This is a genomic window from Streptomyces sp. NBC_00433, assembly GCA_036015235.1.
Classification (GTDB): Bacteria; Actinomycetota; Actinomycetes; order Streptomycetales; family Streptomycetaceae; genus Actinacidiphila.
Map to the genome: position 1 here is coordinate 6,464,318 of CP107926.1, position 14,060 is coordinate 6,478,377.

A 14,060-nucleotide genomic window follows, 5' to 3' on the forward strand; every position below is an offset into this window, starting at 1 on the left:
GTCACGCGACCTGGCCAAACGACTCGATTCCCGGGCGCGGGAGTCTCCAAGCGGATGATCAGGGCTTTGTCGGGGTCCGACGATGAAGGGGGCTCGGCCGCTGGGTTAGCGTCACGGTGTCCCCTTGATCGCCCCCACCCCGCGGAGAACCGATGAGCGCCACAGCTGCCCCCGGCCGGGCCGGAACCGTACTCGCCGACCTGCTTCCCGCGTCCTCCGCCGGCCGCGCCCGGCTCAGGGACGCCGCCCTGGTCGCCGGCGGCGCCGCGCTCACCGGGCTGGCCGCACAGCTGTCCGTGCCCGTGCCGGGCTCCCCGGTCCCGGTCACCGGCCAGACCTTCGCCGCACTGCTCGTCGGCACGGCGCTCGGCGCCCGCCGGGGCGTCGCCTCCCTCGGCCTCTACGCCGCCGCCGGCGCGGCCGGCCTGCCCTGGTTCGCGGAAGGCACCTCCGGCTGGTCCATGCCGACCTTCGGCTACATCCTCGGCATGCTCGTCGCCTCCGGCATGGTCGGCTTCCTCGCCCGCCGCGGCGGCGACCGCACCGTGCTGCGCACCGCCGGCGTCATGGTCCTCGGCTCCGCCGTGATCTACGCCGTCGGCGTCCCCTACCTGGCCTGGTCCGCCCACCTCTCGTCCCACCAGGCCCTGACCCTGGGCCTGCGCCCCTACCTGCTGGGCGACGCGCTCAAGGCCGCCCTGGCCATGGCGGCCCTCCCCGCCGCCTGGCGCCTGAGCCGGCCCTCCGAATAAGGCACTCGCGCCACCCGGCGGGGTGCGGGCGCGTCACGGCGGCCGGGGGTGGAAGACTGGGGGCATGCGCGTGTACCTCGGCTCGGATCATGCCGGCTTCGAACTCAAGAACCACCTCGTCGAATGGCTGACAGGCAACGGGCACCAGCCCCTGGACTGCGGCCCGCACATCTACGACGCGGTGGACGACTACCCGCCCTTCTGCCTCCGCGCAGCGGAGCGCACCGCCGCCGACCCCGGCAGCCTCGGCATCGTGATCGGCGGCTCCGGCAACGGCGAGCAGATCGCCGCGAACAAGGTGCGCGGTGTCCGCGCCGCCCTGGCCTGGAGCGAGCAGACCGCCACGCTCGCCCGCGAGCACAACGACGCCAACGTGCTGAGCATCGGCGGCCGGATGCACTCGCAGGAGGAGGCGGTGAAGTTCGTGGAGCTGTTCCTGACGACGCCGTATTCGCACGAGGAGCGCCACCAGCGCCGTATCGACATGCTCACCGCCTACGAGGCCACCGGCGAGCTGCCGCCGGTCCCGGCGGACCACCCCCGGCAGGACTGACCGGGCGATGCCCGAAGGCCACACCATCCACCGGCTGGCCGCCGACCACGAAGAGCGGTTCGGCGGCCGGGCGGTGCGGGCGAGCAGCCCGCAGGGCAAGTTCTCCGACGGCGCCGCACTGGTCGACGGCCAGGTGATGACCGGGGCGCAGGCGCACGGCAAGCACCTCTTCCTCGGCTTCGGCGACACCGGCTGGGTGCACGTCCACCTGGGCCTGATCGGGAAGTTCGGCTTCGGCGACGGCCCGGCGCCACCGCCCACCGACACCGTACGGCTGCGCATTGCCACGCCGTCGCACCACGCCGACCTGCGCGGCCCCGCCGCCTGCGCGCTGATCACCGATCCCGACAAGCAGGCGATACACGACCGGCTCGGCCCCGACCCGCTGCGCCCCGGCGACGACCCCGGCCGCGTCCACGCCAGGATGGCCAGGTCCCGGATCAGCGTGGCCGCGCTGCTGCTCGACCAGAAGGTCATCGCCGGCGTCGGCAACGTCTACCGCGCGGAAGTCCTCTTCCGGCACGGCGTGGACCCCTTCCTGCCGGGCCGCGACCTGCCGCGCCCGGTGTGGGACGCCATGTGGGCCGACCTGGCGGCGCTGATGCGCGAGGGCGTGCGCACCAACCGGATCGACACCGTCCGCCCTGAGCACGAGCCCGAGGCGATGGGCCGCCCGCCGCGGGTGGACGACCACGGCGGCGAGGTCTACGTCTACCGCCGCACCGGCCGGCCCTGCCTGGTGTGCGGCACCCCCGTCCGCACCCGGCCGCTGGACGCCCGCAACCTCTTCTGGTGCCCCAGCTGCCAGGCCTGAGCCGGGGACGGCCCTCAGCGCCGCCGGAGGGGCCCTAGAAGGCCCTAGAAGCCGTGCGGCAGCCACGGCTCCAGGTCGGAGCGGAAGGCGACCGACGCCTCGGCCAGCGCGCCGGGCCGCAGTTCGGCGACCAGCCCCGCACCGGCCAGCGCCCGCAGGCTGTGGCCGCCGAGATAGGCGGTGCCCAACTCCCTGGCGGTCAGAGCGAGGTCGGCCGGGTCCGCGGTCCGCTCGCAGCTCGCCCCCTTGGCGTCGCCCGTCAGCCGCCAGCGCCCGGCATTCCACGGGCAGAAGGCGTCCTCGACGTCGAGGACCACGTCGACCGGCGCCGTGTAGGTGCGCGCGGCGAGGGCGGCCGGCAGGTCCACCAGGCGTACGTACAGCCCGTCGCGCCAGCCGAGCTCGCAGCGGCGGATGTCGGAGACGATCTGCTGCAATGGGTCGTCGACCGGGCGGTTGCGGAAGGTCAGCCGGGCGACCAGGTCGATCTCGGTGAGGTAGCGCCACAGGGCCGCGTACGTCACCGGATCGAGTGCTTCGAGATCCTTGAGCTTGACCGTGCTGTCCGGCGCGCCGAGCCGGGTGTCGTCCGCCTTGACGCTGTAGCGGGCGTAGCCGCGCACCTCGCCGTCGACCTCCGCGAGCACGCACAACCGCGGGCCGAAGCCCCCGCGGCCGCCGGGCGGGTCCATCAGAGGCAGCCGCTCCCACCGCGGCTGCCTGGCCAGCATGCCGGGCCGGGTGGGCACCACGCGGGCGTAGACCGCCTCGCAGGCGGCCATGCCCTCCGCCGGGGTGACCAGCCGCAGCCGCACCGCGTCGGCGCCCGGCGGCGCCGCCACCGAGACCCGGGCGGTGTCGATCGACCCGAGCAGCTGCCGGGTGGCGGCGCCGTAGCCGAACCGGCCGTAGATCGACGGCTCCGAGGCGGTCAGCAGCGCGACGGGGAGTCCGCGGTCGCGGAAGCCGTCCAGCTGGCGGCGCATCATCGCGGTGAGCACGCCCCGGCGGCGGTGCGTCGGCTGGACGCTGACCATGGTGACGCCGGGCGCGTCGAGCAGGGTGCCGCCCGGCACGGTCATCCGGAAGTCGAAGGCGCCCGCGGTGCCGACGATCCCGCCGTCCGCCCAGGCGGCGACCGCCTGCTCGAAAGGCAGGAAATCCCGCCACATCGCCATTTCCTCCGGGTCCTGGAAGTCGCCGAAGGCCCGCTCCAGGCGAAGCGCGAACTCGTCCCAGTCCCCGGCCGCCGGCACCCGCAGATCGATCGTCATGGCCTCTTGCCTACCAGCAGGGCCCGCGGCGGGGATACGCATTTACCCCCGGCGGCACCCAGGGCGCTCCCGGGCGGTTTCCCGCGGTGTCCTCGCGGGCATCATCGGGCTCGTACGGACTCACCCGTACAGCTCACAACCCATCCGGCCTGCACGGCAGGGCCATCCGTGGATAGGGTCGCCGGAACATGGCAAAAACGGCGGTGGGCGAGGGGCCTCGGCTCAGGTGGCGCAGAAGGCTGCACCGGGCCCGGCTCAGTGTGCGCAAGTCCGCCGTCGACTACTTCCGCGGCGGCGCCTCCGACTGGGCCGGCCTCGGCGTCCTGATCGCGATGATCCCGATCCTGGCCTACACGACCGTGGTCACGCCCGAATGGTGCCCGCCCAGCGCCCTGGTGCTGCCGATCCTGGCCGGCGGGCTGCTGCTGCGCCCCTCCAGCCTGCTGCTGGTCTACGCCGCCTCCGCCGTCGCGCTGATCGCCGAGTCGGCCGCGCTCGGCCCCTACCGCGAGGGCCCCGCCCGGGTCACCCCGGGCACGGTGCTGGTGGTGACCGCGGTGGCGCTGACCGGCCTGATCATCGCGCAGTTCAGAGCCAGGGTCGGGGTGCCGTGGCGGGGCGGCCACACCATGCTGTTCGACCTCAGGGAAAGAATCCGGGTGCAGAGCAGGCTGCCGCGGCTGCCCGGCGGCTGGCACGCCGAGATGTCGCTGCGCCCGGCCGGCGGCCAGTCCTTCTCCGGCGACTTCGTGGTGGCAACCCGCAGTTCGGGCGGCAGGGTGCTCGAAGCGGTGCTCACCGACGTGTCGGGCAAGGGCATGGACGCCGCCTCGCGCTCGCTGCTGCTGTCCGGCGCCTTCGGCGGCCTGCTCGGGTCGCTGCCGCCGCACGCCTTCCTCACCGCCGCGAACGGCTACCTGCTGCGGCAGAACTGGGAGGAGGGCTTCGCGACCTCCGTGCACCTGGTGCTCGACCTGGAGAGCGGCGACTACGAACTGCTCTCCGCGGGCCACCCGCCGGGCGTCCAACTGCACGCGGGCAGCGGGCGGTGGGAGGAGAAGGCCGCCGAGGGGCCGCTGCTCGGCGTCTACGACGGGGCCGAATTCCACGGCGTCAAGGGCACGTTGCGGTCCGGCGACGTGCTGATGCTGTTCACCGACGGGCTGGTGGAGACCGCGGAGCGGGACATCGCCGAGGGCATGGACCGGCTGATCGGCGAGGCCGACCGCTTCGTGGCCACCGGATTCCGCGGCTCCGCCTGGCGGTTGATCGAGGCGGTGGCCAAGGACGTCAACGACGACCGCGCGCTGCTGGTGGTGTGCCGCGACTAGCCCACGGGAATGGGACTATGGGCCGTGTGTCGTACGGGCGTTGATTGTCGGTCACCGATGGCACCATGGGTACGGGCGAGGCGGGGGCGCGGCGTGGTCCCCGGACCGGCAAGGAACCGAAAGAGGAAGTGATCCGCTGTGGTTATCTCCCTGTCCGCCGCACTGTTGCTCGCGATCGTCCTGGTGGTGATGATCCGGAGCAAGACGATAAAGGTCGGCCCGGCGATCGTCGCCGCCCTCTTCGGCTTCTTCCTCGCGTCCACGAACATGGCGCCGGACATCAACCGGTTCCTCAACTCAGTGGCCGACACCATCAACCAGATAAAGCTCTGACGCAGGCGCCGCCTTCGGGGCGGCGTCCAGGATCCGGCGCAGCCCCGCCTCCGCTCCCGTGCCCTGGTCCGCCAGCAGCGCGGCGAGCACCGCGATACGGGCCTGCCCCGGCTTGAGCGTGCCGGTCAGCAGCGCGCCCGCGGCGGCCAGGTCGACCGCGCCGCCGCCGGTGTAGAGCGGCGCCACGGCGCCGGCCGCGACCCGGGTGCTGACCGCGACGTGCACCCCGGCCGCGACGGCCTTGCGCACCGCGTCGGCGATCTCCGGGTTCGCGTTGCCCGCGCCGGTGCCGACCAGCACGATGCCGCGGGCGCCGGCGCCGACGGCCGCCTCGAAGAGCACCGAGTCGGCGTCGCTGTGGTGCATCACGATGTCCACCCGGGGCGTGGCGCTGCCGCGCTCGGGCAGCGGCAGCGGCTCGCGCCGCGGCTGCCGGCGGCCCCAGCTCACCCGGCCGAACTCGACCCGGCCCAGCGGCTGCCCGTCAGGGGCGCCGAAGGCGCGGGCGTCCACGGTGTGCCGCTTGACCGTGCCGCGGGCGGCGAAGACCTGCCCGGCGAAGACGATCACGGCGCCGATGTCCCGGCCGGAGACGGCGGTCAGCAGCGCGTCGTAGAGATTGCCCGCCGCGTCGCCGTCCGCCGCGTCCAGCGGCTGCTGGGCGCCGGTGAAGACCACCGGGCGCCGGTCGCCGTGGAAGAGGTCGACGAAGAAGGCGGACTCCTCCAGCGTGTCGGTGCCGTGGGTGACCACGACGCCGTCCACCTCGGGGTCGGCGAGCGCGTCGTGCACCGCGTGCAGCAGCCGCAGCTGGTGGTCGGTGGTCAGCCGCGAGCTGTTGACGGTGAAGAGGTCCACCACCCGCACCTCGACGTCCTCGGGCACCGCGCCGGCCTCCAGGACCTCCTGCCCGGCCGCCTCCGCCGCGTAGCCGTCGCCCTGCCATCGGCTGGCGATGGTGCCTCCGGTGCTGATGACCACGACGTGTCGCACGATGCCTCCGCCTCCACTGCTGCCGATGTGCCGACCGCGCCCCGCGGTGTCGCCGATGCCGCTGAGGGCATGGCAGGACAGCGGTGCCGATCGCTACTGCAATGATATGCGCGTAGACCCGCCATATGATTGCGAATACCGGCTGGTACCTCGGCGGAACCTGGCTGATACTGCTGCGATGGACGCCATTGACAGAAGCATCTTGCGCGAACTCCAGGCGGACGGCCGGCTCACCAACCAGGAGCTTGCCCAGCGCGTCGGCCTGACCCCCTCCCCGTGCCTGCGCCGGGTGCGCCAACTGGAGGACGACGGGGTGATCCAGACCTACAGGGCAGTGGTCGACCCGGCGGCCGTCGGGCGCGGCTTCGAGGTCTTCGCCTCGGTCGAGGTCCACCGCGACCGCGACTCCGTCGCCGCCTTCGAGGCCCAGGTCCAGTCCACCACCGACGTCGTGGAGGCCTACCGCCTCTACGGCGCGCCCGGCTGCCTGCTGCGCATCGCGGTGGCCGACTCCGACGCCTACGAGCGCTTCTGGACCGAGAAGCTCATCGCCCTGCCGGGCGTCAGCGACGTCAACTCCCAGATGATCATGCGACGCATCAAGTCCCCCCAGGGCATCCCGGTCGACTGACCCGCACGGTGCCCCGCCCGCCCCGAAACGAAAAACGCCCCCGGTCACCGGGAGGGGACCCGGGCCGGAGGCCGAAGAGCGGGCGACGGGAATCGAACCCGCGTAGCTAGTTTGGAAGACTAGGGCTCTACCATTGAGCTACGCCCGCAGCGCCTCAGATTCTGGCACACCGTGCGGTTGTCGGTCGAACCGGATGGGCGGCGGGTGAATAGCGGCTGCCCACGGTCGACGGTGCATGTACTCTACGTGTCGCACCAGCGGGGTGTGGCGCAGCTTGGTAGCGCGTCCGCTTTGGGAGCGGAAGGCCGTCGGTTCGAATCCGGCCACCCCGACCAGTCAGTTCCGCGCGGGCCGGCGCATACGGTGGCGGCGGCCGCGGGGCCCTCGTCCGACCCCGCCCGGCGGGCTTTGTGGTACCGGTAGGATGGGCCGCTGGCGACCGGGCACGCGGCCAGGCCGAGTGCCGGACGTACGACTCGTACCGACGGTCCGCCCCCATCAACGTAAAGCCCCAAGGAGACCCAACCGTGAAGAGCGCCGTCGAGACTCTGAACCCGACCCGGGTTCGACTCACTGTCGAGGTGCCCTTCGAGGAGCTCAAGCCCAGCCTCGACGCGGCGTACAAGAAGATCAACGAGCAGGTCACGGTGCCGGGCTTCCGCAAGGGCAAGATCCCTGCGCGCGTCATCGACCAGCGGTTCGGCCGTGGCGCGGTCCTCGAAGAGGCCATCAACGACGCGCTGCCGAAGTTCTACACGGAGGCGGTCAGCGAGGGTGAGCTGAACGTGCTCGGGCAGCCCGACGTCGACATCACCGAGTTCAACGACGGCAACGAGCTGAAGTTCACCGCCGAGGTGGACATCCGGCCGGCCATCGAGATCCCGGACTACTCCGGCATCGAGGTCACCGTCGACGCGGTCGAGGTCAGCGACGAGGACGTCGAGAAGTCGCTGGAGCAGCTGCGCGACCGCTTCGCCTCCACCACCACCGTGGACCGCGCGGCCGCCGAGGGCGACGTCGTCGTGGTCGACCTGGAGGCCTCGGTCGACGGCGAGGTGCTCGCCGACGGCATCGCCAAGGCGGTCAGCTACACCATCGGCTCCGGCCAGCTGCTCGACGGCATCGACGAGGCCGTCACCGGCCTGTCCGCGGGCGGCTCCGCCACCTTCTCCTCCGAGCTGAAGGGCGGCTCCGCCGCCGGCCGGCCGGCCGAGGTCAAGGTCGACGTCTTCGACGTGCAGGAGCGCGAACTGCCCGAGCTGGACGACGACTTCGCCCAGCTGGCGAGCGAGTTCGACACGCTGGAGGAGCTGCGCGCGGACAGCCGCAAGCGCCTTGAGTCGATGAAGCAGTACGACCAGGCGACCGCCGCCCAGGAGAAGGTCCTCGACGCGCTCATCGAGCTGACCGAGGTGCCGATCCCGGAGAAGCTGCTCAAGGACGAGATCGAGACCAGGACGCACAACCTGGAGCACCACCAGTTCCCGCAGATGGGGCTGACCTGGGAGACGTACCTGGAGCGCGAGGGCAAGACCCGCGAGGAGTACGACGCGGAGCTGGAGACCCAGGCGGTCAAGGGCATCAAGACCCAGTTCATCCTCGACGAGCTGGTCAACAAGGAGAAGCTGTCGGTCAACCAGGAGGAGCTGACCGAGCACCTCATGCGGCGGGCCGCGTCCTCCGGCATGAGCCCGGACCAGTTCGCCCAGGCGGTCGTCGAAGGCGGCCAGGTCCCGATGCTGGTCGGCGAGGTCGCCCGCGGCAAGGCCCTCGCGGTCGTCGTCGAGGCGGCCAAGGTCACCGACACGAACGGCGAGGTCGTGGACCTCGCCGACGAGGAGGAGGACGAGGCCGCGGCCTCCGACGCCGCCCCCTCCGAGGGTGACACCCCCGAGGGCGACACCGCCGAGCCCGAGCAGGCCTGACGCCTGGCCCCGTCAGGGGCGCGGGGAACTGCGCGGCAAGCCCCCACCGGGGCGCGGGTCGTCACCGACCCGAAGGGGCTGTCCGGTTCCGTTCCGGACCACCGGCCGGTGGTGGGTTGCGCGCGCATTTCCCCGCGCCCCTGGAGGGGCACCCGGGTGCGCCCGCGCCCCGGGGAGGGGCGCCCGGGAGCGCGAGGGCGCCCCTCGCCCCATGTCGGGGCGACGTGGAGCCCATGCGCTCACAGCGAACAGGTGGCCGTACAGGATTCTCGGCCACCACCCGCGCGTTAGGGTCCGTAAGGAGAAAGGGTGCTGTTCCCGCGAGGGGGCGGCACCCGGACCAGACGAAGACCCTGTGACGGCATGTCTACCGTCCGACAACGAGCAGGTGGAAACGTGACGACTCCGATGCCTTCCGCCGCCGGCGACCCGAACCCCGGTGGACTCGGCGACCAGGTCTACAACCGACTGCTCGGCGAGCGAATCATCTTCCTCGGCCAGGCGGTCGACGATGACATCGCCAACAAGATCACCGCGCAGCTGCTGCTGCTGGCCGCTGAGCCGGACAAGGACATCTTCCTCTACATCAACAGCCCCGGCGGTTCGGTGACCGCCGGTATGGCGATCTACGACACCATGCAGTTCATCCAGAACGACGTCGTGACCATCGCCATGGGCATGGCCGCGTCGATGGGGCAGTTCCTGCTCACCGCGGGCACCCCCGGCAAGCGGTTCGCGCTGCCGAACACCCGGATCCTGATGCACCAGCCCTCCGCGGGCCTCGGCGGCTCCGCCACCGACATCAAGATCCAGGCGGAGCAGCTGCTGCACACCAAGCGCCGGATGGCCGAGCTGATCGCGCAGCACTCCGGCCAGACCTTCGAGCAGATCACCAAGGACTCCGACCGGGACCGCTGGTTCTCGGCCGAGGAGGCCCAGGAGTACGGCCTGCTGGACGGGGTCATGCTCTCCGCCGCGCATGTGCCCGGCGGTGGCGGCACCGGTGCCGCCTGAGCCCGGGCGCCCTGCCGAGCAGCCCCTGATCACTCGAAGCTCTTCATCACCAGGACGGTGGACGTGAATCCCTTGAACTTCCCCGGCAGCGGACTGTACGAGCGCACCGAGGCCGAGCGGCCCGGCGTGTTCGGCGCCGAGGCCCGCTACGTCATCCCGCGCTTCGTGGAGCGCACCTCGCAGGGCGTGCGCGAGTACGACCCGTACGCGAAGCTCTTCGAGGAGCGGGTGATCTTCCTCGGCGTGCAGATCGACGACGCCTCCGCCAACGACGTCATGGCGCAGCTGCTGTGCCTGGAGTCGATGGACCCCGACCGGGACATCTCGGTCTACATCAACAGCCCCGGCGGCTCGTTCACCGCGCTCACCGCGATCTACGACACGATGCAGTTCGTGAAGCCGGACATCCAGACGGTCTGCATGGGCCAGGCGGCGTCCGCCGCGGCCGTCCTGCTGGCCGCCGGCAGCCCCGGCAAGCGGATGGCGCTGCCGAACGCCCGGGTGCTGATCCACCAGCCGTACAGCGAGACCGGCCGCGGGCAGGTCTCCGACCTGGAGATCGCGGCCAACGAGATCATCAGGATGCGGCAGCAGCTGGAGGAGATGCTGGCCAAGCACTCCACCACCCCGATCGAGCAGATCAGGGACGACATCGAGCGGGACAAGATCCTGACCGCCGAGGAGTCGCTGGCGTACGGTCTGGTCGACCAGATCGTCTCCACCCGCAAGACCTCTGTGAACGTCTGAAACCACCCGGCAGGCGGTGCCGGCCCGCGTGCGGTCCCCCGGACCCGGATGAGCGAGTACGTCCAAGGGGGACCCACACGGGGGTCAGGGCAAGGTACCGTCGATGAGAGAAGCACCAGGCTCCGTTGAAGGCCGGCGGAACCCAGGCGAAGGGGAAAGACCTCGTGGCACGCATCGGTGACGGCGGAGACCTGCTGAAGTGCTCGTTCTGCGGAAAGAGCCAGAAGCAGGTGAAGAAGCTCATCGCAGGCCCTGGTGTGTACATCTGCGACGAGTGCATCGACCTCTGCAACGAGATCATCGAGGAGGAGCTCGCCGAGTCCTCCGAGGTCCGCTGGGAGGATCTCCCCAAGCCCCGGGAGATCTACGAGTTCCTTGAGGGCTACGTCGTCGGGCAGACACCCGCCAAGAAGGCGCTGTCGGTGGCGGTCTACAACCACTACAAGCGTGTGCAGGCGGGGGAGAGCGGACGCCCCGGCCATGACGACGCGATCGAGCTGGCGAAGTCCAACATCCTGCTGCTCGGCCCCACCGGCTCCGGCAAGACGCTGCTGGCCCAGACGCTGGCCCGGATGCTGAACGTGCCCTTCGCCATCGCCGACGCCACCGCGCTGACCGAGGCCGGCTATGTGGGCGAGGACGTCGAGAACATCCTGCTGAAGCTGATCCAGGCGGCGGACTACGACGTCAAGAAGGCCGAGACCGGGATCATCTACATCGACGAGATCGACAAGGTGGCCCGCAAGAGCGAGAACCCGTCGATCACCCGGGACGTCTCGGGTGAGGGCGTCCAGCAGGCGCTGCTGAAGATCCTGGAGGGCACCACCGCGAGTGTGCCGCCGCAGGGCGGCCGCAAGCACCCGCACCAGGAGTTCATCCAGATCGACACCACGAACGTGCTGTTCATCGTGGGCGGTGCCTTCGCCGGTCTGGAGAAGATCATCGAGTCGCGGGCCGGTGCCAAGGGCATCGGCTTCGGCGCGACGATCAGGTCCAAGCGGGAGATCCAGGCCGCCGACCAGTTCCAGGAGATCATGCCCGAGGACCTGGTGAAGTTCGGCATGATCCCGGAGTTCATCGGCCGCCTCCCGGTCATCACCAGCGTGCACAACCTGGACCGCGAGGCGCTGCTGCAGATTCTCGTCGAGCCGCGTAACGCGCTGGTGAAGCAGTATCAAAAACTGTTCGAACTCGACGGCGTGGAGCTGGAGTTCGAGCGCGCCGCACTGGAGGCCATCGCCGACCAGGCGATCCTGCGGCAGACCGGCGCGCGCGGCCTGCGGGCCATCATGGAGGAAGTGCTCCAGTCGGTGATGTACGAGGTGCCGTCCCGCAAGGACGTGGCGCGCGTGGTCATCACCGCTGATGTGGTCCACTCCAACGTCAACCCGACCCTGGTGCCGCGCGAGCCGCGCATCGTGGGCAAGGGCGAGCAGAAGAGCGCGTAGCCGCCCGCACACGGCACGAAAGGGGCGCCCCGGTCCAGGACCGGGGCGCCCCTTTCGTCTGCGGAAGACCTCGGGTGCCTACGTGAGCGGCACCCGGGTGTCCTTGCGGACCTTGGCCAGCAGGTCCGCGGTGTCGTTGACGGACATGGCGGTACCGGAACCGCCGGTGCCGGCCGCCGCCGCGAGGTCGATCGGGATGGCCGTGCCGACCGTGCTGTAGTCGGCCCACAGGCAGATGGTCACCGGGATGGAGTGGCCCGCGTCCGACGTGTCGGTGATCTTGGCTTCCTGGCACTCGACCACCGCGTCGTCCGCGCCGGCCGGGTGCACCGTCTGGACGCCGCCGACGAGTTCGGTCTTGGTGTCCTCGTCGTCCTTGCTCGGCTTCGTCGCCTGCTTGCGCAGGTCGGCCATCATGCCGTCGGCGAGCTTCTTCGGGTCCGCGACATGCCCGTAGGAGCCGCTGAACTCGAGCAGGGTGCCCGACGTCATGGCGCCCTTGATGTAGCCGGCCTGGGCCTGCTTCGGGTCGGTCATGCCGAGCGACTTCATCAAGGTGAGGTCGCTGTCGTCGAAGCCGACGCTGTCGTCACCGGACACCGCGGCGTTCTTCTTGTAGTCCGTGGCGACCGTGTCCGGCGTGATCAGCTTGTACTTCTTGCCGTCGTCCTTGAGGCCGCCGCTGTCGGAGCCCTTGGTGACGAAGAAGATTCCGGCGCCCACCGCGACCAGCGCCACGACGACGCCGACGATGATGCCGGTGCGCTTGCCGCTGCCGCCGCCCTGCGGGGCGGCGGGCTGGCCGTAGCCGTAGCCGGGCTGCTGCGGCACCTGGCCGTACGGCGGCTGGCCGGGCTGCCCCTGCTGCGGGTAGCCGTAGCCGGGCTGCTGCTGCGGCGGCTGGCCGTACGCCGGCTGCTGCGGCGGCTGGCCGTATGCCGGCGGCGCGGGCTGGTCCTGCTGCGGGTAGCCGTAACCCGGCTGGCCCTGCTGCGGGTAGCCGTAGCCGGGCTGCTGCGGCGGCTGCTGGCCGTACGGGTTGGGCGGCTGCTGGCCGTAAGGATTCGGCGGCGGCTGGTTGTTGCTCATCGGAACGAGGGTCCCCTCCGTTGACATCGTCGGCCCATCTTCGCGGACGCGGTGCGTCCCTCTCACCCAGGGGGCCGGATCGGCCCGCGGCCCGGCGCGGGTGAGGGCGGGTCAGCCCGCGAGCGGGACCCGGGTGTCCTTGCGGACCTTCGCCAGCAGATCGGCGGTGTCCTCGGCCGACAAGCCGGTGCCGGTGCCGGTGGTGAGCACGCTGATGTCGAAGGGCGCGACGGTGCCGACCGTGCTGTAGTCCGCCCACAGGCACACCGACAGGGTGTAGCCCCTGCCGTTCCCGGCGTTGGTGATCTTGGCCGTCTGGCACTGCACGACCGCGTCGTCGGCGCCGGCCGGGTGCATCGTCCTGGGGGCGCCGATGAATTCGGTCCTGCTGCCGCCGGAGTCCTCGTCCGGGTCGTCGCGCAGCGACTTCATCATCTCGTCGGCGACCTTCTGCGGGTCCTCGACGGTGCCGTAGGCGCCCTCGAAGGACAGCACCCTGCCGCTGACGTCGCTGCCCTCCAGATAGCCGGCCTGCGCCTTCTGCGGGTCGGACATGCCGTTCTTCTCCAGCAGGGCGATGGTGTCGTCCTCCAGGCCGTCGGTGTCGCTGAACTCCGAGTCGTCGTCCCGCTCGTAGTCCGTCGCGACGGTGGCCGGGGTGATCAGCTTGTACTTCTTGCCGTCGTTCTTCAGGCCGCCGCTGCCGCCGCTGTTGGCGACGAGGAAGACGCCGCCGCCGATCGCGACCACGACGACGATGACGGCCGCGATGACGCCGACCCGCCTGCCGTTCCCGCCTTGCGGCGGCTGCTGCGGCGGGTAGCCGTAGCCGGGCGGCGGCTGCTGCGGGTAGCCGTATCCGGGCTGGGGCTGCTGCTGGGGGTAGCCGTATCCGGGCTGCTGCGGGGGCGGGGCGTACGGCGGCTGACCCGGCTGCTGCGGGTAGCCGTATCCGGGCTGGGGCGGGCCGAATCCCGGCTGGGGTTGACCTTGGCCGGGCTGCTGGGGCGGCTGCCGGTCGTACGGGTCGGGCGGCTGCTGGCCGTACGGATTCGGCGGCGGCTGGCTGTTGCTCATGGCGCGGGTCCCCTCCCGTGGATGCCTTGCCCCATCTTCGCCGATCCTTTACGCCCCGCTTACTGCCGGGCGGCAACTG

Annotated in this window: 14 protein-coding genes and 2 tRNA genes; 11 read left to right on the top strand and 5 right to left on the bottom strand. The window is 71.2% G+C overall.

The genetic code is table 11. The annotated features are described in order from the left end of the window. Positions 1–152 precede the first annotated feature (152 nt). From OG900_27515 to OG900_27525, 3 genes are all read left to right on the top strand, one after another. Entirely contained in the window at positions 153–752 is a 600-nt protein-coding gene (locus tag OG900_27515; GenBank protein WUH93489.1) for a biotin transporter BioY, read from the top strand. Positions 753–816: 64 nt separating this feature from the next. Then, on the top strand, positions 817–1,305 hold the full coding sequence (locus OG900_27520; protein WUH93490.1) for a ribose-5-phosphate isomerase: 489 nt from the start codon (positions 817–819) through the stop codon (positions 1,303–1,305). A gap of 7 nt (positions 1,306–1,312) precedes the next feature. Further along, on the top strand, positions 1,313–2,119 hold the full coding sequence (locus OG900_27525; GenBank protein ID WUH93491.1) for an Fpg/Nei family DNA glycosylase: 807 nt from the start codon (positions 1,313–1,315) through the stop codon (positions 2,117–2,119). Positions 2,120–2,163: 44 nt separating this feature from the next. Here OG900_27525 and OG900_27530 read toward each other — a convergent pair whose 3' ends face one another. Beyond that, positions 2,164–3,393, bottom strand: a complete 1,230-nt coding sequence (locus OG900_27530) for a GNAT family N-acetyltransferase (protein ID WUH93492.1) — start codon at positions 3,391–3,393, stop codon at positions 2,164–2,166. Positions 3,394–3,581: 188 nt separating this feature from the next. On the opposite strand from OG900_27530, the gene OG900_27535 reads away from it, so the two are divergent. Together OG900_27535 and OG900_27540 are read left to right on the top strand one after the other, a co-directional pair. Then, entirely contained in the window at positions 3,582–4,724 is a 1,143-nt protein-coding gene (locus OG900_27535) for a serine/threonine-protein phosphatase (protein WUH93493.1), read from the top strand. A gap of 138 nt (positions 4,725–4,862) precedes the next feature. After that, positions 4,863–5,057, top strand: coding sequence for a hypothetical protein (locus OG900_27540; GenBank protein WUH93494.1), 195 nt, complete (start codon positions 4,863–4,865; stop codon positions 5,055–5,057). Here OG900_27540 and OG900_27545 read toward each other — a convergent pair. Continuing rightward, the gene (locus OG900_27545) at positions 5,022–6,050 is read right to left on the bottom strand and encodes an asparaginase (protein WUH93495.1); all 1,029 of its coding nucleotides are present in this window, start codon (positions 6,048–6,050) and stop codon (positions 5,022–5,024) included. The genes OG900_27540 and OG900_27545 overlap by 36 nt on opposite strands. 178 nt (positions 6,051–6,228) lie before the next feature. Between OG900_27545 and OG900_27550 the strand changes: the two genes are divergently transcribed. Further along, positions 6,229–6,681 (top strand): Lrp/AsnC family transcriptional regulator, encoded by a 453-nt coding sequence (locus OG900_27550; protein WUH93496.1) that lies wholly within the window; start codon positions 6,229–6,231, stop codon positions 6,679–6,681. Between the two features lie 77 nt (positions 6,682–6,758). Here OG900_27550 and OG900_27555 read toward each other — a convergent pair. Beyond that, positions 6,759–6,829, bottom strand: a tRNA-Gly gene (locus OG900_27555). Positions 6,830–6,939: 110 nt separating this feature from the next. Here OG900_27555 and OG900_27560 point away from each other — a divergent pair. The 5 genes from OG900_27560 to clpX all read left to right on the top strand — a co-directional run bounded on the left by OG900_27560 (position 6,940) and on the right by clpX (position 11,815). Continuing rightward, positions 6,940–7,016, top strand: a tRNA-Pro gene (locus OG900_27560). Between the two features lie 192 nt (positions 7,017–7,208). Further along, a complete protein-coding gene (gene tig, locus OG900_27565) occupies positions 7,209–8,606 on the top strand; it encodes a trigger factor (protein WUH93497.1) in 1,398 nt (465 codons plus the stop codon). 408 nt (positions 8,607–9,014) lie between these two features. After that, entirely contained in the window at positions 9,015–9,620 is a 606-nt protein-coding gene (locus tag OG900_27570) for an ATP-dependent Clp protease proteolytic subunit (protein WUH95951.1), read from the top strand. A 93-nt stretch (positions 9,621–9,713) separates the two neighbouring features. Beyond that, positions 9,714–10,367, top strand: a complete 654-nt coding sequence (locus OG900_27575; GenBank protein WUH95952.1) for an ATP-dependent Clp protease proteolytic subunit — start codon at positions 9,714–9,716, stop codon at positions 10,365–10,367. A gap of 164 nt (positions 10,368–10,531) precedes the next feature. Beyond that, a complete protein-coding gene (gene clpX / locus OG900_27580) occupies positions 10,532–11,815 on the top strand; it encodes an ATP-dependent Clp protease ATP-binding subunit ClpX (GenBank protein WUH93498.1) in 1,284 nt (427 codons plus the stop codon). A gap of 78 nt (positions 11,816–11,893) precedes the next feature. Here clpX and OG900_27585 read toward each other — a convergent pair whose 3' ends face one another. Both OG900_27585 and OG900_27590 read right to left on the bottom strand, forming a co-directional pair. Further along, complete coding sequence (locus OG900_27585) at positions 11,894–12,904, bottom strand: hypothetical protein (GenBank protein ID WUH93499.1); 1,011 nt, start codon at positions 12,902–12,904, stop codon at positions 11,894–11,896. 111 nt (positions 12,905–13,015) lie between these two features. Further along, positions 13,016–13,981 carry a hypothetical protein gene (locus OG900_27590; protein WUH93500.1) on the bottom strand — a complete coding sequence of 322 codons (966 nt, stop codon included), beginning with the start codon at positions 13,979–13,981 and terminating at the stop codon, positions 13,016–13,018. Positions 13,982–14,060 lie beyond the last annotated feature (79 nt).